General features: G+C 69.6%; 19 protein-coding genes. 13 read left to right on the forward strand and 6 right to left on the reverse strand.

Features of this window, described 5'->3' with window-relative positions; translation table 11 throughout:
- Positions 1–50: 50 nt before the first annotated feature.
- Positions 51–848, reverse strand: a complete 798-nt coding sequence (locus tag AB0P17_RS08000; protein WP_365808647.1) for an ABC transporter permease — start codon at positions 846–848, stop codon at positions 51–53.
- Positions 845–1,828 carry an ABC transporter ATP-binding protein gene (locus AB0P17_RS08005; protein ID WP_365808649.1) on the reverse strand — a complete coding sequence of 328 codons (984 nt, stop codon included), beginning with the start codon at positions 1,826–1,828 and terminating at the stop codon, positions 845–847. The genes AB0P17_RS08000 and AB0P17_RS08005 overlap by 4 nt, the downstream gene beginning before the upstream one ends.
- A gap of 178 nt (positions 1,829–2,006) precedes the next feature.
- On the opposite strand from AB0P17_RS08005, the gene AB0P17_RS08010 reads away from it, so the two are divergent.
- The 8 genes from AB0P17_RS08010 (at position 2,007) to AB0P17_RS08045 (ending at position 8,685) form a co-directional block, all read left to right on the forward strand.
- On the forward strand, positions 2,007–2,780 hold the full coding sequence (locus AB0P17_RS08010) for an ArsR family transcriptional regulator (RefSeq protein WP_365808650.1): 774 nt from the start codon (positions 2,007–2,009) through the stop codon (positions 2,778–2,780).
- Positions 2,777–4,198, forward strand: a complete 1,422-nt coding sequence (sufB, locus tag AB0P17_RS08015; RefSeq protein WP_365808652.1) for a Fe-S cluster assembly protein SufB — start codon at positions 2,777–2,779, stop codon at positions 4,196–4,198. The genes AB0P17_RS08010 and sufB overlap by 4 nt, the downstream gene beginning before the upstream one ends.
- Positions 4,199–4,339: 141 nt before the next feature.
- Positions 4,340–5,521, forward strand: a complete 1,182-nt coding sequence (sufD, locus tag AB0P17_RS08020) for a Fe-S cluster assembly protein SufD (protein ID WP_365808654.1) — start codon at positions 4,340–4,342, stop codon at positions 5,519–5,521.
- Positions 5,521–5,838, forward strand: coding sequence for a non-heme iron oxygenase ferredoxin subunit (locus AB0P17_RS08025; protein ID WP_365808656.1), 318 nt, complete (start codon positions 5,521–5,523; stop codon positions 5,836–5,838). Before sufD ends, AB0P17_RS08025 begins: the two co-directional genes overlap by 1 nt.
- Before the next feature lie 7 nt (positions 5,839–5,845).
- Positions 5,846–6,610 carry a Fe-S cluster assembly ATPase SufC gene (sufC, locus tag AB0P17_RS08030; RefSeq protein ID WP_365808657.1) on the forward strand — a complete coding sequence of 255 codons (765 nt, stop codon included), beginning with the start codon at positions 5,846–5,848 and terminating at the stop codon, positions 6,608–6,610.
- Entirely contained in the window at positions 6,607–7,863 is a 1,257-nt protein-coding gene (locus tag AB0P17_RS08035; RefSeq protein ID WP_365808659.1) for a cysteine desulfurase, read from the forward strand. The genes sufC and AB0P17_RS08035 overlap by 4 nt, the downstream gene beginning before the upstream one ends.
- 22 nt (positions 7,864–7,885) lie before the next feature.
- Positions 7,886–8,350: a Fe-S cluster assembly sulfur transfer protein SufU gene (gene sufU / locus AB0P17_RS08040; RefSeq protein ID WP_365808661.1), complete on the forward strand. Its 465-nt coding sequence runs from the start codon at positions 7,886–7,888 to the stop codon at positions 8,348–8,350.
- The gene (locus tag AB0P17_RS08045; protein WP_365808662.1) at positions 8,347–8,685 is read left to right on the forward strand and encodes a metal-sulfur cluster assembly factor; all 339 of its coding nucleotides are present in this window, start codon (positions 8,347–8,349) and stop codon (positions 8,683–8,685) included. The genes sufU and AB0P17_RS08045 overlap by 4 nt, the downstream gene beginning before the upstream one ends.
- Positions 8,686–8,795: 110 nt before the next feature.
- Here AB0P17_RS08045 and AB0P17_RS08050 read toward each other — a convergent pair whose 3' ends face one another.
- The gene (locus AB0P17_RS08050; protein WP_365808663.1) at positions 8,796–9,128 is read right to left on the reverse strand and encodes a hypothetical protein; all 333 of its coding nucleotides are present in this window, start codon (positions 9,126–9,128) and stop codon (positions 8,796–8,798) included.
- 142 nt (positions 9,129–9,270) lie between these two features.
- Here AB0P17_RS08050 and AB0P17_RS08055 point away from each other — a divergent pair, with 142 nt between their 5' ends.
- From AB0P17_RS08055 to AB0P17_RS08065, 3 genes are read left to right on the forward strand one after another with little or no spacing between them, the layout of a single operon-like run.
- On the forward strand, positions 9,271–10,152 hold the full coding sequence (locus AB0P17_RS08055; protein ID WP_365808664.1) for a helix-turn-helix transcriptional regulator: 882 nt from the start codon (positions 9,271–9,273) through the stop codon (positions 10,150–10,152).
- Complete coding sequence (locus AB0P17_RS08060) at positions 10,149–10,349, forward strand: DUF397 domain-containing protein (protein WP_365808666.1); 201 nt, start codon at positions 10,149–10,151, stop codon at positions 10,347–10,349. The genes AB0P17_RS08055 and AB0P17_RS08060 overlap by 4 nt, the downstream gene beginning before the upstream one ends.
- Positions 10,340–10,564 (forward strand): DUF397 domain-containing protein, encoded by a 225-nt coding sequence (locus AB0P17_RS08065; protein WP_365808668.1) that lies wholly within the window; start codon positions 10,340–10,342, stop codon positions 10,562–10,564. The genes AB0P17_RS08060 and AB0P17_RS08065 overlap by 10 nt, the downstream gene beginning before the upstream one ends.
- A gap of 46 nt (positions 10,565–10,610) precedes the next feature.
- Here the strand turns inward: AB0P17_RS08065 and AB0P17_RS08070 are convergent, their stop codons facing one another.
- From AB0P17_RS08070 to AB0P17_RS08080, 3 genes are all read right to left on the reverse strand, one after another.
- Complete coding sequence (locus AB0P17_RS08070) at positions 10,611–12,113, reverse strand: hypothetical protein (RefSeq protein WP_365808670.1); 1,503 nt, start codon at positions 12,111–12,113, stop codon at positions 10,611–10,613.
- 456 nt (positions 12,114–12,569) lie between these two features.
- A complete protein-coding gene (gene pepE / locus AB0P17_RS08075) occupies positions 12,570–13,304 on the reverse strand; it encodes a dipeptidase PepE (protein ID WP_365808671.1) in 735 nt (244 codons plus the stop codon).
- Between the two features lie 58 nt (positions 13,305–13,362).
- Complete coding sequence (locus AB0P17_RS08080) at positions 13,363–14,175, reverse strand: IclR family transcriptional regulator (RefSeq protein WP_365808673.1); 813 nt, start codon at positions 14,173–14,175, stop codon at positions 13,363–13,365.
- Between the two features lie 240 nt (positions 14,176–14,415).
- Here AB0P17_RS08080 and AB0P17_RS08085 point away from each other — a divergent pair, with 240 nt between their 5' ends.
- Entirely contained in the window at positions 14,416–15,378 is a 963-nt protein-coding gene (locus AB0P17_RS08085; RefSeq protein ID WP_365808674.1) for a DUF1177 domain-containing protein, read from the forward strand.
- Positions 15,379–15,617: 239 nt separating this feature from the next.
- Positions 15,618–17,237: an OPT family oligopeptide transporter gene (locus AB0P17_RS08090; RefSeq protein WP_365808827.1), complete on the forward strand. Its 1,620-nt coding sequence runs from the start codon at positions 15,618–15,620 to the stop codon at positions 17,235–17,237.
- Positions 17,238–17,341 lie beyond the last annotated feature (104 nt).

Here is a 17,341-nt window from a genome sequence, read left to right on the forward strand (position 1 = left end):
CGGCGGGCCGCCGTCGACGCTCCCGGAACCGCCGCCCGCGCTTCCCGCCGCTACTCCCAGCGGAAGAGCCGGCCCGCCGCGCCCAGGCCGAGCACGGCCCAGACGGCCAGCACCCCGACACCGCCCCAGTCCAGCCCCGCACCGTGCTGCAGGATGTCGCGCAGTCCGCCCGAGAGCGCCGAGATCGGCAACAGCTCCAGCGCCGCGCGCGCCGCGTCGGGGAACTTGTCCAGCGGCACGATCACCCCGCCGCCGACCAGGAGCAGCAGGAAGACCAGATTGGCGGCGGCCAGCGTCGCCTCCGCCTTGAGCGTGCCCGCCATCAGCAGCCCGAGCCCGGAGAACGCGGCGGTGCCGAGCACGAGCAGCAGCAGCACGCCGAGCGGATTGCCCTGCGGCGACCAGCCCAGCCCCAGCGCGATCACCGCCAGCAGCACGACCTGGAGAACCTCCGTGACCAGCACGGAGAACGTCTTCGCGGTCATCAGCGCCCAGCGAGGCAGCGGCGACACCGCGAGCCGCTTGAGCACCCCGTACCGCCGTTCGAAGCCGGTGGCGATGGCCTGCCCGGTGAACGCCGTGGACATCACCGCGAGCGCCAGCACCCCCGGCGCGAGGAAGTCGACCGCCTCGCCCTTCCCCGTGTCGACCACGTCGACCGTGGAGAAGAGCACCAGCAGCAGCGAGGGGATGATCACGGTCAGCAGCAGCTGCTCGCCGTTGCGCAGCAGCAGCTTCGTCTCGAACGCCGTCTGCGCCGCGATCATGCGCGCCAGCGGCGCCGCGCCGGGGGCCGGGGCGTACGTACCCGCGCCCCCGCCCGCGGCGCGGTCCGTGCTCGTGCTCATGGCCGCAGCTCCTTGCCGGTCAGTTCGAGGAAGACGTCCTCCAGGGTGTGGCGCTCGACGGAGATCCCGTCCGCCATGACGCCGTGCTGTGCGCACCAGGACGCCACCGTCGCCAGGAGCTGCGGGTCGACCGAGCCGCTGATGCGGTACGCGCCCGGCGACAGCTCGGCGGCCTCGGAGCCGTCGGGCAGCGCCTTCAGCAGCGAGCCGAGGTCGAGCCCGGGGCGCCCGGTGAAGCGCAGGGTGTTCTCCGCGCCGCCGCGGCACAGCTCCTCCGGGCTGCCCTGGGCGATGACCCGGCCCGCGTCGATGATCACGACATCGTCGGCGAGTTCCTCGGCCTCGTCCATGAAGTGTGTGGTCAGCACCACGCCGACGCCGTCGGCGCGCAGCTCGCGGACCAGTTCCCAGGTGGCGCGGCGGGCCTGCGGGTCGAGTCCGGCGGTCGGCTCGTCCAGGAAGACCAGCTCGGGGCGGCCGACGACGGCCAGCGCCAGTGCGAGCCGCTGCTGCTGGCCGCCGGAGAGCCGCCGGTACGTCGTACGGCCGCAGCCGCCGAGGCCGAGCCGTTCGATCAGGGCGTCCACGTCGAGCGGGTGGGCGTGCAGCCGGGCCATGTGGCGGAGCATCTCGCCGGCGCGTGCGCCGGAGTACACGCCGCCCGACTGAAGCATCACGCCGATGCGCGGGCGCAGCGCGGCGGCGTCCGCGACCGGGTCGAGTCCGAGGACCCGTACCGAGCCCGCGTCGGGCACCCGGTACCCCTCGCAGGTCTCGACGGTGGTGGTCTTGCCGGCGCCGTTGGGACCGAGGACCGCGGTGACCGTACCGGTGCGTACCACCAGGTCGAGGCCGTTCACGGCGGTGGTGGTGCCGTACCGTTTGACCAGGCCACGGACCTCCACGAGGGGTGTTCCCGGGGGCGGGCCCGAGGTCGTGCCGCTGTCGGGCAGGGGGCCGCCCGGGAAGACGCTGCGCATGCCGGGAAGTGTAGGCAGGGCGGTGGGCGCCGCTGCCCGGCGGGGCGTGAGGTGGGTGAAAAGGGCGCCAGGAGGACCGGAAACAACCTCGCTTAGGTAACCCTAAGTGATGAAGGGCACCGGAGGTCGCCCGTCACCTCGGTTGTCAGTACCGAAGGAATTACGCAACAATGGCGTTGTGAAATACGTGGGCGAGGCTCCGCAGGAGGAACTCGCGACCGGTGAGCACTCCACTCGCAACCGGGTCGCGCGCTCCATCCTGGACCACGGCCCTTCCACCGTCTCCGACCTGGCGAAGCGCCTCGGGCTCACCCAGGCGGCCGTCCGCAGGCACCTCGACGCGCTGGCCGCCGATTCCGTGGTGGAGCCGCGCGACCAGCGGGTCTACGGCTCGCGCGGTCGCGGCAGGCCCGCCAAGGTGTTCGCCCTGACCGACTGCGGCCGGGACGCCTTCGACCAGTCCTACGACCAGCTCGCCGCCGACGCGCTGAAGTGGATCGCGGCCTCCGCCGGCGGCGGGGCGCAGGGTGAGGCGGCCGTCGCCGCCTTCGCCCGCGCCCGGATCGCCGCCCAGGCCGAGAGCTACCGGAAGTCGGTCGACGACGCCGGGCCCGGCGGGCGCACCGAGGCGCTCGCCAAGGCGCTGAGCGCCGACGGGTACGCTGCTACGGCGCGCGGCGCTCCCGGCCAGCAGGGCGAGCAGCTCTGCCAGCACCACTGCCCGGTCGCGCATGTCGCCCAGAAGTTCCCGCAGCTCTGCGAGGCGGAGACGGAGTTCTTCTCCCAGCTTCTCGGGACACATGTGCAACGGCTCGCCACCATCGCCCATGGCGACGGCGTGTGCACGACCTTCATTCCGGGCGCCGCCCCCCAGGCAGCCGCCCCCCAGACAGTCACCCCACAGACCACCGATCACGCATCCGAAAGCACAGCCGGGAGGAACCCCGCATGACGCTCCCCACCGAGACTGCCCATCCTGAGCTCGAAGGCCTGGGTACGTACGAATTCGGCTGGGCGGACTCCGACGCCGCCGGTGCCGCCGCCAAGCGCGGCCTCTCCGAGGCTGTCGTGCGCGACATCTCGGAGAAGAAGAACGAGCCGGAGTGGATGCTGAAGCTGCGGCTCAAGGGTCTGCGGCTGTTCGACAAGAAGCCCATGCCGAACTGGGGCTCCGACCTGTCGGGCATCGACTTCGACAACATCAAGTACTTCGTGCGCTCCACCGAGAAGCAGGCCGCCTCGTGGGAGGAACTGCCGGAGGACATCAAGAACACGTACGACAAGCTCGGCATCCCGGAGGCGGAGAAGCAGCGCCTCGTGGCCGGTGTCGCCGCCCAGTACGAGTCGGAGGTCGTCTACCACCAGATCCGTGAGGACCTGGAGGAGCAGGGCGTCATCTTCCTCGACACCGACACCGCGCTGAAGGAGCACCCGGAGCTCTTCCAGGAGTACTTCGGCACGGTCATCCCGGTCGGCGACAACAAGTTCGCCTCGCTGAACTCGGCCGTGTGGTCCGGCGGATCGTTCATCTACGTGCCGAAGGGCGTGCACGTCGACATCCCGCTGCAGGCCTACTTCCGTATCAACACGGAGAACATGGGCCAGTTCGAGCGGACGCTGATCATCGTCGACGAGGACGCCTACGTCCACTACGTCGAGGGCTGCACCGCCCCGATCTACTCCTCGGACTCGCTGCACAGCGCCGTCGTCGAGATCATCGTCAAGAAGGGCGGCCGCTGCCGCTACACGACGATCCAGAACTGGTCGAACAACGTCTACAACCTGGTCACCAAGCGCGCCGTGGCATACGAGGGCGCGACCATGGAGTGGGTCGACGGCAACATCGGCTCCAAGGTCACCATGAAGTACCCGGCCGTCTACCTGATGGGCGAGCACGCCAAGGGCGAGACGCTCTCCATCGCCTTCGCGGGCGAGGGCCAGCACCAGGACGCGGGCGCCAAGATGGTCCACATGGCCCCCAACACCTCGTCGAACATCGTCTCCAAGTCGGTGGCGCGCGGCGGCGGCCGTACCTCCTACCGCGGTCTGATCGAGATCGGCGAGGGCGCCGAGGGCTCCAAGTCCAACGTGCTCTGCGACGCGCTGCTCGTCGACACCATCTCGCGCTCCGACACGTACCCGTACGTCGACGTCCGCGAGGACGATGTGTCGATGGGCCACGAGGCGACCGTCTCCAAGGTCTCCGAGGACCAGCTCTTCTACCTGATGAGCCGCGGTCTCTCCGAGTTCGAGGCCATGGCGATGATCGTGCGCGGCTTCGTCGAGCCGATCGCCAAGGAGCTGCCCATGGAGTACGCGCTGGAACTGAACCGGCTGATCGAGCTCCAGATGGAAGGCTCCGTCGGCTAGCCGCCCACCAGTCCGGGTCACCCGTCGGGCCGGCCGGCCCGACGGAGCAGGACCCCGCGCGGCCCGTACGACCGGATCGGCGTACCGGAGCAGCGGACCGATTTCCTTACGCAGAGGCAGAGAGAGAGCACGACGACAGCCATGGCTGAGGCTCAGAACATTCCGGCGGGCTCCACGACTGCCGGTTCGATCGCGGTGGCCGCCGAGTCGACCGTCGCCACGCGCATGAGTGCGCCCCCGTCCTTCGACGTGGCGGACTTCCCCGTCCCGCACGGCCGCGAGGAGGAGTGGCGGTTCACGCCGCTGGAGCGGCTGCGCGGGCTGCACGACGGCACCGCCGTCGCGGTGGACGGCGGCGTCACGGTCGAGGTGACCGCCCCCGAGGGCGTCACCGTCGAGACCGTGGGCCGCGACGACGCGCGGATCGGCAGGGCGGGCACCCCGGTGGACCGGGTCGCCGCCCAGGCGTACTCCTCGTTCGAGAAGGCGTCCGTCGTCTCGGTGCCCAAGGAGACCGTCGTCGCCGAGCCGATCCGGATCGCCGTGCACGGCGCGGGCGGCACCGCCTACGGCCACCAGGTCGTCGAGCTGGGCGCCTTCGCCGAGGCGGTCGTGGTCATCGACCACACCGGCGACGCGGTGCTCGCCGCCAACGTCGACTACCTGATCGGCGACGGCGCCAAGCTCACCGTCGTCTCCGTCCAGGACTGGGACGACAAGGCCGTCCACGTCGGCCAGCACAACGCGCTGGTCGGCCGCGACGCCTCGTTCAAGTCCATCGTCGTCACCTTCGGCGGCGATGTCGTACGGCTCCACCCGCGCGTCCAGTACGCGGGCCCCGGCGGCGAGGCCGAGCTGTTCGGCCTCTACTTCACCGACCAGGGCCAGCACCAGGAGCACCGCCTCCTGGTCGACCACAACGCCCCGCACTGCAAGTCCAACGCCGTCTACAAGGGAGCGCTCCAGGGCGCCGACGCCCACGCCGTCTGGATCGGTGACGTCGTCATCCGCAACCAGGCCGTGGGCACCGACACGTACGAGATGAACCGCAACCTGGTCCTCACGGACGGCGCGCGGGTCGACTCCGTACCGAACCTGGAGATCGAGACCGGCGAGATCGCCGGCGCCGGTCACGCCTCGGCCACCGGCCGGTTCGACGACGAGCAGCTCTTCTACCTGATGGCCCGCGGCATCCCGGAGACCGAGGCCCGCCGCCTCGTCGTCCGCGGCTTCTTCGCCGAGCTGGTCCAGCAGATCGGACTGCCGGACGTCGAGGAGCGCCTGCTGGCCAAGATCGAGGCCGAACTGGAGGCGTCCGTCTGATGACCTTCGTCCGTGTCTGTGCGCTCGGCGAGCTGGAGGAGGACACCCCCAAGAGGGTGGAACTCGACGGCACGCCGGTCGCTCTCGTACGCACCGAGGGCGAGGTGTTCGCGGTCAACGACATCTGCTCGCACGCGAACGTCTCCCTTTCCGAGGGCGAGGTGGACGACTGCACGATCGAGTGCTGGCTGCACGGTTCCCGCTTCGACCTCCGTACCGGAAAGCCGTCCGGTCTTCCCGCGACGCGCCCCGTCCCCGTATACCCCGTACAGATCCAAGGGGACGATGTGCTCGTCTCCGTCACCCAGGAGTCCTGAGTCACCCATGGCAACGCTTGAAATCCACGACCTGCACGTCTCCGTCGAGGCGGAGAACGGCGCCCGCGAGATCCTCAAGGGCGTCGACCTGACCGTCAAGCAGGGCGAGACGCACGCCATCATGGGCCCCAACGGCTCCGGCAAGTCGACTCTCGCGTACTCCCTCGCGGGCCACCCCAAGTACACGATCACCGGGGGCACCGCCACGCTGGACGGCGAGAACCTGCTGGAGATGACCGCCGACGAGCGCGCCCGCGCCGGTCTCTTCCTCGCGATGCAGTACCCCGTCGAGGTCCCCGGCGTCTCGGTCTCCAACTTCCTGCGCACGTCCGCCACCGCGGTGCGCGGCGAGGCGCCCAAGCTCCGTACCTGGGTGAAGGAGGTCCGGGAGACCATGGAGCGTCTCCAGATGGACCCCGCCTTCGCCGAGCGCAACGTCAACGAGGGCTTCTCCGGCGGCGAGAAGAAGCGCCACGAGATCCTCCAGCTCGAACTGCTCAAGCCCAAGATCGCCGTCCTGGACGAGACCGACTCCGGCCTCGACGTGGACGCGCTGCGGGTCGTCTCCGAGGGCGTCAACCGCGTCCGGGAGACCGGCGAGGTCGGCACCCTGCTGATCACGCACTACACGCGGATTCTCCGCTACATCAAGCCCGACTTCGTGCATGTCTTCGCACAGGGCCGGATCGCCGAGTCCGGCGGTGCGGAGCTGGCCGACAAGCTGGAGAACGAGGGCTACGAGGCATACGTGAAGGGTGGCGTCACCGCGTGACACAGTTGCCGGGCCTTCTCGACACCGAGGCGATCCGTAAGGACTTCCCGATCCTGGACCGGGTGATCCATGACGGCAAGAAGCTCGTGTACCTGGACTCCGCCGCGACCTCGCAGAAGCCGCGGCAGGTACTCGACGCGCTGAGCCAGTACTACGAGCGGCACAACGCGAACGTCCACCGCGGCGTGTACACCATCGCCGAGGAGGCCACGGCGCTGTACGAAGGCGCCCGCGACCGGATCGCCGCCTTCATCAACGCACCCAGCCGCGACGAGGTGATCTTCACCAAGAACGCCTCCGAGTCGCTGAACCTCGTGGCCAACATGCTCGGCTGGGCCGACGAGCCCTACCGGGTCGACCACGAGACCGAGATCGTCATCACGGAGATGGAGCACCACTCCAACATCGTGCCGTGGCAGCTGCTCGCGCAGCGCACCGGCGCGAAGCTGAAGTGGTTCGGCATCACCGACGAGGGCCGTCTCGACCTCTCCAACATCAACGAGATCATCACCGAGAAGACGAAGATCGTCTCCTTCGTGCTGGTCTCCAACATCCTGGGCACCCAGAACCCGGTCGAGGCGATCGTCCGCCGCGCCCAGGAGGTCGGCGCGCTGGTCTGCATTGACGCCTCGCAGGCCGCCCCGCACCAGGTGCTGGACGTCCAGGCGCTCCAGGCGGACTTCGTGGCCTTCACCGGCCACAAGATGGTCGGCCCGACCGGCATCGGCGTGCTCTGGGGCCGGCAGGAGCTGCTGGAGGACCTGCCGCCGTTCCTCGGCGGCGGCGAGATGATCGAGACCGTCTCGATGCACTCGTCGACGTACGCCCCCGCGCCGCACAAGTTCGAGGCGGGTACGCCCCCGATCGCCCAGGCCGTCGGCCTCGGCGCGGCCGTGGACTACCTCGCCGCGATCGGCATGGACAAGATCGCCGCGCATGAGCACGCGATCACCGAGTACGCGGTCCAGCGGCTGCTGGAAGTCCCCGACCTGCGGATCATCGGCCCGACGACGGCCGAGGACCGGGGCGCCACGATATCGTTCACGCTGGGTGACATCCACCCGCACGACGTGGGCCAGGTCCTGGACGAGCAGGGCATCGCGGTCCGGGTCGGCCACCACTGCGCGCGGCCGGTCTGCCTGCGGTACGGAATTCCCGCGACCACACGGGCGTCTTTCTATCTGTACTCCACTCCGGCCGAGGTCGACGCCCTGGTCGAGGGGCTGGAGCACGTCCGTAACTTCTTCGGATGAGGACAAGAAGGGCTGGCTGTCCGTGAAGCTGGATTCCATGTACCAGGACGTCATCCTGGACCACTACAAGCACCCCCATGGGCGCGGCCTGCGGGACGGCGACGCCGAGGTGCACCACGTCAATCCGACGTGCGGCGACGAGATCACACTGCGGGTGCGGTACGAGGGCTCGCTGATCGCGGACGTCTCGTACGAGGGGCAGGGCTGCTCGATCAGCCAGGCCAGCGCGTCCGTGCTCAACGATCTGCTGGTGGGCAAGGAGCTGGCGGAGGCGCGGAAGATCCAGGGCGCCTTCCTGGAACTGATGCAGTCCAAGGGCCAGCTGGAGCCGGACGACGCGATGGAGGAGCTGCTGGAGGACGCGGTCGCGTTCTCCGGTGTCTCGAAGTACCCCGCCCGCGTGAAGTGCGCCCTGCTGAGCTGGATGGCGTGGAAGGACGCGACGGCCCAGGCCCTGGGCGACAGCGCGACGAAGGAGACGGCATGAGCGAGAACGAGACCCTGACCATGAAGCCGGCCTCGGAGGACGAGGTCCGTGAGGCCCTGTACGACGTCGTCGACCCCGAACTGGGCATCGATGTCGTCAACCTCGGGCTGATCTACGGCATTCACATCGACGACGCGAACATCGCCACCCTCGACATGACCCTGACGTCGGCGGCCTGCCCGCTGACCGACGTGATCGAGGACCAGGCCAAGGCGGCGACGGACGGCATCGTCAACGAGCTGAAGATCAACTGGGTCTGGATGCCCCCGTGGGGCCCGGACAAGATCACGGACGACGGCCGCGAGCAGCTGCGCGCGCTGGGCTTCAACGTCTGAGCGTTCCGCCCCACTGGCGCTGTCCCATTGGCGTTCCCGAAGGCCCCTCGACCGGTAACCGGTCGAGGGGCCTTCGGCGTTGGCCCGTTGCCGGTGGTGAAGCGCAGCGGCTACGGCCACATCAGTCGCGGTACGGCCCGTGTCCCGAGCCGGTAGGCACGCAGCGCCTGCTCGGGCGACGCGGCGCGGGTCCGCCGGTGCCCCTCGACGCTGATCACGTCGGCGTGCTCCTCGAACGCCATGCCCCAGGCGGCGACCCGGCCGTCGACGCGGTCGCCGTACTCCTGGACGACGGCGAAGAGGCGGGGCGCGGTGTCGGTGACGATGCCACGGAGGAGGGCGGTGAACTCCTCGCGACCGCAGATCGGTTGCAGGTCGGCGGGGTCCGGGATGAGCAGGTTGAGGGCGGGGGGTGCGCTGGTCCGGGGGGTGGGGTGTGCCATTGCTGCCTCCGTGTCTTTGGAGTGGGCCGCGACGTTGGGCCTTTCAGCAGAGTGCCCATGGGGGCAGAGTTAGGCAACCTTGTCTGGTGAATTGCACCTGATCGGGTTGCGGCTACGCTTGAGCGGTGGGGAGAATGTCGGCATGGCATGGAAGAAGAACGCGACTCCTCAGTCCGTCTATCGACGCCAGCTCTCGGTCCGGCTACGTGAGTTGCGGGACGGTGTGGGGCTCAGCCTGGCCGACGCGGCGGCACAGATCGAGATCAACCAGGGGTCGTTGAGCCGCATCGAGAGCGGCGAGCGTGGCACCACGCCTGTCCTGGTGAACGCGTTGCTCGACTGCTACGGCGTCCAGGATCCGGCCATACGTGATGACGTTCTTGATCTTGTTCGCGCCGACCGGGCGCAGAGCAAGCCGTGGTGGCGGAAGTATTCAGCGGTGCTCAGCCCCACCCGCTACGACGGCTATCTGACGCTTGAGGCCAACGCGGTCTCGCTGCGCAGCTACGAACCGTTGCTGCTGCCAGGGCTGTTGCAGACACCTGCTTATGCGGAGGCGGTGATCACCGGCATGAGGCCCGACCTGACGCCACGGCAGATCAAGGCGCTGGTCGAAGTGCGCTTGGAGCGTCAGAAGGAGCGTCTTGTCGGTGAGTGCCCGACCAAGCTCTGGGCGGTTGTCGAGGAGAGCGTTCTCATGCGTCGGATCGGCCCTCCTGAAGTGATGCGGGAGCAGCTCACAAGGTTGATCGACATTGAGGAGACGCCGCACATCACAGTGCAGTTGCTGCCGATGGCAATCGGGGCGCATCCCGGGCTCTATGGCCCGTTCGTGCTCATGGGTTTCTCCGACCCTTCGGCGGATCTGGTATGGCTGGAGAACCCCCAGAACTCCGTCTACCTTGAAGCTCGGGAGGATGTGGACGCGTACGCGGACTCCTTCGACCACCTGCGCGCGCGGGCGCTCGGCCCGCCCGAGACACGTGCCCGCATCGAGCGACTGATCAAGGAGCTGCCGAAGTGAAAGACCTCGATCTCACCGAGACCCAGTGGTGCAAGAGTTCGTACAGCGGCGGCGCCAACAACTGCGTCGAACTCGCCGTGCTCGGTGGGCGGATTGCCATACGTGACTCCAAGTACCCCGACAGGGCTCCGCTCGTCGTCGAGCGTGCCGATGCCCGAGCGTTCATCGACGGTATTCAGGCGGGTCAATGGACCTGATCGATTTCACCGGGGCCCAGTGGCGCAGGAGTTCGTACAGCGGTGGAGACAACGACTGCGTTGAGCTCGCCACATTTGGTGGCCGGGTCGCCATTCGTGACTCCAAGTGCCCCGAGCGGCGCCCGGTAGTGGTCACTCGGCCCGGTGCTCAGGCGTTCCTGGCCGGCGTCGAGGCGGGCCGGTGGTGCATTGATCGCCGTGGGCCCGCCCTTTGAGTCACGCCGGATGAGGAGGTGATGTGCATGCCGACCAGCGGCATACCTATTCCGGATCCTCGCGCAGGTGGCTTTCGGCGGAGGGTGCCTGCTTGTTCGACTTCGGCGGCCATTCATAAGGGGGGAGCCTTCGGTGCAGGGGGCGTCCGGTCCCCCCTTGCTTGTCCTCGTACGAGGCGGCTCGGATCGTGCCGAAGGAGACCTCGCTGTCCCGCATCACATCCACCCCCTCCACTCGGAAAGCGATCCATCCCGCTCCGGGCATGGGCCCTGACACCCAGGGGGTGACGACACTGCGAACGTTGGTCTCGCCCGCCACGATGGTGCCCCTGTGGCGGTCGGGGTCGGTGATCTTCACTCCCGTGTCGGTGAAGGCAAGGCGGCTCTTCATATCGTTGGGTCCCTCGACCCACTGTGTGGTCACGCTGTTCAGGTCCGCTGTGTCGGCCGAGACGGAGCCCCATGCCTGGCCGCCGTCCTTGCGGACGTCGATGCCCGACTGGGGGAACCCGATCCAGCCCTTGCCACCGTCGCGATCACCGACCCACGTGGTGTTGACGCCCGTGACGTCGATGTGCTCGGCGGTGACGACGCCGAGGTCCTGGTTGGGGCCGTGGTGAACGGTGATGCCGGTGTCGGGGAAGTCGATCCAGCCGGAGCCGGCGCTCCGTCCCTTGACCGTCCCGGTCCTCACGTCGTGGACGTCGGCGGTCGCGGCTTCGATCGTCCCCAGGGCATTGTTGAAGTCGTCGACCCTCGCGCCGTCCCTGGTGAAGGTGACCCGGCCTCGATCCGTCGTCCCCTCGATCCATGGGGCGCGCGTCCCGCTCTCGAACTCGGGGATGAGCGCGTGGACGGTGGTGGTGAGGAAGTACCCCTCCTGCGCCTGCCCGTTGGCGCCGATGGTCCCGGCTACGAGGGTGTAGGTGGTGCCCCGCTTCAGGGGGCGTCGGGGTGTGTGGGTGTGGTGCCCGTACGGTGTCGGACCGGGCTGCACCGGCGGAACGTCTTCCAGGGCCCCGTCCGGATGGCGAATCCAGTACGTGAGGCTGTTCGGCCCGTCCCAGTGCAGGACGACGTTCTGGCTCTCGCCCACCAGGGACAGTTCCGCGCGGAAGTTCTGCGGGACCTGCGGCGTCTGCTTCACCAGCCCGAGCGTGGTGCCGTAGTAGTAAGGGTGTTGCGGGTTGTACGCCGGCGCGTTGTTGTCGCCGCCGTAGGCAAGCTCATGGATCGACACGACGGCCAGGCCCGCATGCTCGGAGACAGGGATGTTCTCCAGCTTCAGGACCAAGTGCTCCTGTCCGGGCAGCGTCATATCCTGCCCCGAGGCGGCTGCGGCCCGGAAGCGGTCTCCGCCGCGCCAAGTGAAAGCCGGGGCGTCCTCACCGGGCAGCGGCTGGTAGCTCTTGGGGATACTCGCGGTGATCGCTGCGGCGTTGTCCGTCAGGTCACCGCTGCCACTGCCGATCGGTATCAGCACATCGATGTGCTGCCATTTCACGTTGGCCAGGTGCGGATTGGAGACGATCAGGTACACCGTCCCCACGGACGGCGCACCAGGACGCGAGGCTTGAAGCGATGTCGGATCCGTGAGGATCTCATAATGGAGCAGGGACGGCACGCTAAGGACCCCCTACCTCGGTGGTTCACACGATGCGGCAGAAGACGCGCGGTGAAGCCGGGGCATTTGCCAGGTCCGTTCAGATCTTTTGAAGCCGCGCGCCCAGTCCGGGAATAGTTGCCAACAGCCCCCATCGACAGTAAGCAGCCCGCACCCGTCCAAACCCCGACATCCTCTGACTCTGTCCCGAAACGAACCCCTGCCTGACCGGAACCACACCGCCGGAACTCGTCGACACTGCCCAGCGCCGTGCGCTCCGGCAGCACCTGCGCGGGCCCAGGGGCCTGGGCGTCGTAGGTGGTGCACTGGGGCCATCCTGCCTGGGCACCGCTGTTACCCCTGGTTCGGAACCCGCACCGCACGCCACCCTCATCACCCCACTCACGCCGGGTACGGGGTGTCGAACCGTGGCCGCTCCCGGAGCAGCGCGCTCAGGTCGTGACCCGGACGGATCTCCGAGGGCTGCTCGCCCCGCCGGAAGACCACGGCTCCGGCCTCGATACCGCCGAGGGTGAGCCGGTCGCCCTCCCGGCGCAGCCAGGTGCCCTCGCGCAGGCCGACCACGGGGACGTCGTTCTCCTCCAGGAACTGCTCCAGCCGCTCGGCCCGGGTCTCGCCCATGTGCGCGGTGGCGGGGCTGCCGTCCAGATAGTGGGGGTTGATCTGGAACGGCAGCAGGCCCAGCGCCTCGAAGGCCGGCGGCTGGACGATGGGCATGTCGTTGGTGGTGCGCAGCGTCGGGCAGGCCATGTTGGTGCCCGCGCTCGACCCCATGTAGAGCGCGCCGGCGCCGGTCCGTTCGCGGATCGCCCGGACCAGGTCACGTTCGTGCAGCGCCTTGAGCAGCCGGAAGCTGTTGCCGCCGCCGACGAACACCGCTTCCGCGCCCCGCACCAGTTCCGCCGGGTCCGACGCCGTGTGGGCGCCGGTCACCTCCACCCCCAGGGGCGCGAGCGCCTCGGCGACGCGCGCGGTGTAACCGTCGTGGTCGGCGAGGGCGTACGGCACGAAGACCAGCCGGCGCCCGCCGTCGAGCGCCGCGCGGATCTCCTCCTGTGCGTGGTCGAGGTAACCGCGTCCGGGGGCCGTGGAGTTCGAGAGCAGCAGCAACCGCATGGTGGCCTTGGCCTTTCCTGGGGAAGAGGGAGGAAGAGGGAGTTCGGGGGGGCTGGTGTCAGCGGGCGCCGGACGCTCCGTCGCGCCGTGGCCGTACGGGGGTCAGCAGCCGGCCCAGATCCGCCGCGCACTGGAGGAGCGGCGCGACCAGTTCCGCCTTGCGGGTGCGGAACACGTCGAGGGGAGCGGCCAGGGACAGGGTGCCCACCGCGCGTCTGCCCACCGTCACCGGGGCGGCGAGCGCCGCGGTTTCCGGATCGTACTCGCCCTCGGAGTACGCGTAACCCTTGCGCCGGACCTCGGCGAAGAGCTCCTCCAGCTGTACGGGATCGGTCAGCGTACGGTCGCTGAACCGCGCCATGGGGCGACCGTACAGCAGCGCCGCCCGGTCGCCCGGCGGGAGCATACCGAAGTAGGCGCGGGAGGTGGCCCCGGCGTGCGCCGGGTACAGCTCGCCCGCGAGGCCGTAGATGCGCAGGGGGCCCGTCGCGCCGTCCACGGCCGTGACACAGCGCATGTGCACCCCGTCGGGCACGGCGAACAGCGCGCCGACCCCCACCGACTCGGCCACCGCGCGCAGCGGGGGGCGGACCAGGCTGGCCAGCCCGCCGTCCCGCTCCCACACCCGGGCGAGGTGCCACACGGCGGGGCCGAGCCGGTAGCGGCGCGAGCGCTTGTCGGAGACCAGGAACCCGCGGTAGGCCAGCGCGGCCAGCAGCCGCTGGGCCACGGATTTGTCCAGGCCGAACTCGGTCGCGACCTCGGTGACGCCCCACTCCGCGTGCTCGCGGTCGAAGGAGAGCAGCAGGCTGAGGACGCGGTCCGCGGTCTGGAGGGGCGGTGTTTCCGTTACCGGCGTTCTGTCAGTCATGGCTGAATCGTAAACAATCCCGGATATCGAGAAACCATTGCGCCCTGCATGCCATGAGGCGGACTCTGAGCCATCTCGGCGTGAAACCCATGCGACCGGGAGCTTTCGATTCGCCGATTCGCCCGTTCGCCGATTCGCCGAGTCTTTGACGGGCCGTCCCACCCCTGACGGCCGTGTCCCGCGTGGAACTCCCCGCATCAGACCGCCGCACCCGCCTGAACACCGTTGGAAGGCCCTCCCTTGCTGAAGCACGTCCTTGAGATCATCGAACTCCTCGACCGTCCCCAGACCAGTGGGGAACTGCTCGCCGAGCACCTGCGGGCCGTCCAGGCCGCGGCGGGCGCCGACGCGAGCACGGCGCCGCGGATCGAGGTACGTACGGTCGAGGGCGACAAGGGCAGCACGGACTTCGTCTCCGTGACCGTCCCCGGCCGTAACGGACGGCTTGCCGGCGGTGACGCGCCGACCCTCGGTGTGCTCGGCCGGCTCGGCGGAGTCGGCGCCCGGCCCGAGCGCATCGGCCTGGTCTCCGACGCCGACGGTGCCGTCGCGGCGCTGTCGGCCGCGGCGAAGCTGCTGGACATGCACGCCCGCGGCGATGTCCTGGACGGCGATGTGATGATCTCCACACATGTGTGTGGCTGGGCCCCCACCCAACCGCACGACCCGGTACCGTTCATGGACTCCCCGGTGGACACGCTTGTGTGCAACCGCGAGGAGATCTCGCCCGAGATGGACGCGGTCGTGTCCATCGACACCACCAAGGGCAACCGGCTGCTCAGCCACCGCGGGATCGCGCTGTCGCCGACCATCCTCCAGGGCTGGATCCTGCGGGTCAGTGAGGACCTGCTGTCGGTCCTGGAGACCGTGACCGGCGAGCCCGCGCGGGTGCTGCCCGTCACCACGCAGGACATCACCCCGTACGGCAACGGGGTGCACCACATCAACTCCATCCTCCAGCCCGCCGTCGCCACCGAGGCGCCGGTGGTCGGCCTCGCGATCACCGCGGCCACGCCGGTGGCGGGCTGCGCCACCGGCGCCAGCCACGAGACCGACATCGCGGCCGCCGCCCGGTTCGCGATCGAGACCGCCAAGGAGTTCGGCCGCGGGGCCGCCCGGTTCCACGACGCCGACGAGTTCGCGCGGCTGGTGGAGCTGTACGGACCCATGACCCGGCTGCAGGCGCCCGCCCCGGCGCAGTGACCCGGAGCCGGTCCGGGCGGGCCCCGCCCGGACCGGCTCAACCCTCGACAGGGCCGACCCGCGCCCGGCCGTTCCGCTCCCTCCGCTCCTCCCCGCCACCCGTCCCGTCGCGTCGCGTCGTCCCCACCCAGGAGTCCCCCTTGAACCCGAGAGCTTCGACCGCCGCGCCGGCCACGGCGGCGCCGACGGAACGGCACCCCCGAGCCTTCGAGCCGATCACGCTCCTCATCACCCTCGTGATGTCGGTCCTCGGCGCCCTGATCGGCATCGTGCTGATCACCTCGCTCGGCATCTCCCCCAACACGGCGGTGATCGGCGCCCTGATCGCGATGATGATCGGCCGTATCCCGCTCGGCGCGCTGATGCGGATGCGTTCCCAGCACCGGCAGAACCTGGTGCAGTCGGCGATCTCCGGCTCCACGTTCGCCGCCGCGAACTCGCTGCTCACCCCGATCGCGGTGCCCTTCGCGCTGGGCCGCACCGACCTGGTGTGGCCCATGCTGGGCGGCGCCGCCATCGGGCTGGCCGTCGACAGCTGGGTGCTGTACCGGGTCTTCGACTCCAAGCTGCTGCCGGCCACCAACTCCTGGCCCGCGGGCATCGCCGCCGCCGAGACGATCAAGGCCGGGGACAGCGGCGGACGCAAGGCCGCGGTGCTCGGGGTGAGCGCGGTGGTCGGCCTGGTCGGCGCCCTGTTCAAGCTCCCCACCAGCGCCGCCGGTGTCGGCTTCCTGGGCAACATATGGGCGCTGCTGATGTTCGGCATCGGGCTGACCGTCGCCCAGTACGCCCCCGAGCTGCTCGATGTGAACCTCACCGCCGACCGGGTGCCGCACGGCCTGATGATCGGCGCCGGGCTGGTCGCCCTCGTGCAGGCCCTGCTGCTGATGAGGGGCCGGGGCCGTAAGGGCGCGGGCCGTACCGACAGCTCGGACCACACAGCCATCACGGACGCCACGGACGCCGTGGTGGGCAGCCCGGCGGCCGACGCCGAGCACGGACCCACGGTCGGGGCCGCCCGGCTGCGCCGCGGGCTGCTGGAAGGCATGGTGCTCTTCCTCTGCGGCGCGGTCGTGGTCGCCGTCGCGGGCGGTGTGGTGGCCGGGATGTCCCTGCCCGCACTGATCGGCTGGGTGGCGCTGGCCGGTGCCGCCGCCCTCGTGCACCAGCTCATCGTGGGGCTGGCGGCGATGCACTCCGGCTGGTTCCCCGCCTTCGCCGTCACCCTGATCGTGCTGATCGTCGGCCTGGTCCTGCACATTCCCACCGTGCCGCTCGCCCTGCTGGTGGGGTACACCGCCTCCACCGGCCCCGCCTTCGCCGACCTCGGCTACGACTTCAAGGCCGGGTGGCTGCTGCGCAAGGACGCCGCCCCGTGGCTCCCCTTCGAGTTGGAAGGGCGGCGCCAGCAGTACCTGGCCCAGCTCGTCGGTTTCGGCGTCGCGCTCGTCGTGGTCGCCATCGCCTGGAAGTCCTTCTTCGCGGACGGCCGGATACCGCCGGTCTCCGAGGTCTATGTCACCACCATCAAGACCGGCCTCGACCCCGACACCTTGCGGACCATGCTGCTGTGGGCCATCCCGGGCGCGCTGATCCAGCTCATCGGCGGCTCGTCCCGGCAGATGGGTGTCCTGCTGGCCACCGGGTTGCTCGTGGCCACGCCCAACGCCGGCTGGATGGTGCTCGGGGCGCTCGTCGTCCGCCGGGGCTACACGCTGTGGCGCCGCCGCGGGCTGACCGACCGTGCCGCGCGCAGGGAGTCCGACGAGCAGGCCGAGAACGATCTCTCCCTGGTCGGCGCCGGACTGGTCGCGGGCAGCTCGCTGAACGACGTGGGTCAGCTGACCAAGGTCATGTGACCCCGGCGGGGAACTCCGCCCGGCACCCTCTGGCACTCTGCGGCTCCCCGCCGACTCCTCTCCGGATTTCCCGCCGACTTCCCTCCAGGTCTCTTTGAAGGAGT

This window comes from Streptomyces sp. NPDC088124 (assembly GCF_040685895.1).
Lineage (GTDB): Bacteria > Actinomycetota > Actinomycetes > Streptomycetales > Streptomycetaceae > Streptomyces.

Excerpts from the sequence above, each read along its gene's own strand:
- AB0P17_RS08000 (WP_365808647.1), bottom strand. The coding sequence starts at position 848 with ATGAGCACGAGCACGGACCGCGCCGCGGGCGGGGGCGCGGGTACGTAC.
- AB0P17_RS08005 (WP_365808649.1), bottom strand. The coding sequence starts at position 1,828 with ATGCGCAGCGTCTTCCCGGGCGGCCCCCTGCCCGACAGCGGCACGACC.
- sufB (WP_365808652.1), top strand. The coding sequence starts at position 2,777 with ATGACGCTCCCCACCGAGACTGCCCATCCTGAGCTCGAAGGCCTGGGT.
- sufD (WP_365808654.1), top strand. The coding sequence starts at position 4,340 with ATGGCTGAGGCTCAGAACATTCCGGCGGGCTCCACGACTGCCGGTTCG.
- AB0P17_RS08025 (WP_365808656.1), top strand. The coding sequence starts at position 5,521 with ATGACCTTCGTCCGTGTCTGTGCGCTCGGCGAGCTGGAGGAGGACACC.
- sufC (WP_365808657.1), top strand. The coding sequence starts at position 5,846 with ATGGCAACGCTTGAAATCCACGACCTGCACGTCTCCGTCGAGGCGGAG.
- AB0P17_RS08045 (WP_365808662.1), top strand. The coding sequence starts at position 8,347 with ATGAGCGAGAACGAGACCCTGACCATGAAGCCGGCCTCGGAGGACGAG.
- AB0P17_RS08050 (WP_365808663.1), bottom strand. The coding sequence starts at position 9,128 with ATGGCACACCCCACCCCCCGGACCAGCGCACCCCCCGCCCTCAACCTG.
- AB0P17_RS08055 (WP_365808664.1), top strand. The coding sequence starts at position 9,271 with ATGGCATGGAAGAAGAACGCGACTCCTCAGTCCGTCTATCGACGCCAG.
- AB0P17_RS08065 (WP_365808668.1), top strand. The coding sequence starts at position 10,340 with ATGGACCTGATCGATTTCACCGGGGCCCAGTGGCGCAGGAGTTCGTAC.
- pepE (WP_365808671.1), bottom strand. The coding sequence starts at position 13,304 with ATGCGGTTGCTGCTGCTCTCGAACTCCACGGCCCCCGGACGCGGTTAC.
- AB0P17_RS08080 (WP_365808673.1), bottom strand. The coding sequence starts at position 14,175 with ATGACTGACAGAACGCCGGTAACGGAAACACCGCCCCTCCAGACCGCG.
- AB0P17_RS08090 (WP_365808827.1), top strand. The coding sequence starts at position 15,618 with ATGTCGGTCCTCGGCGCCCTGATCGGCATCGTGCTGATCACCTCGCTC.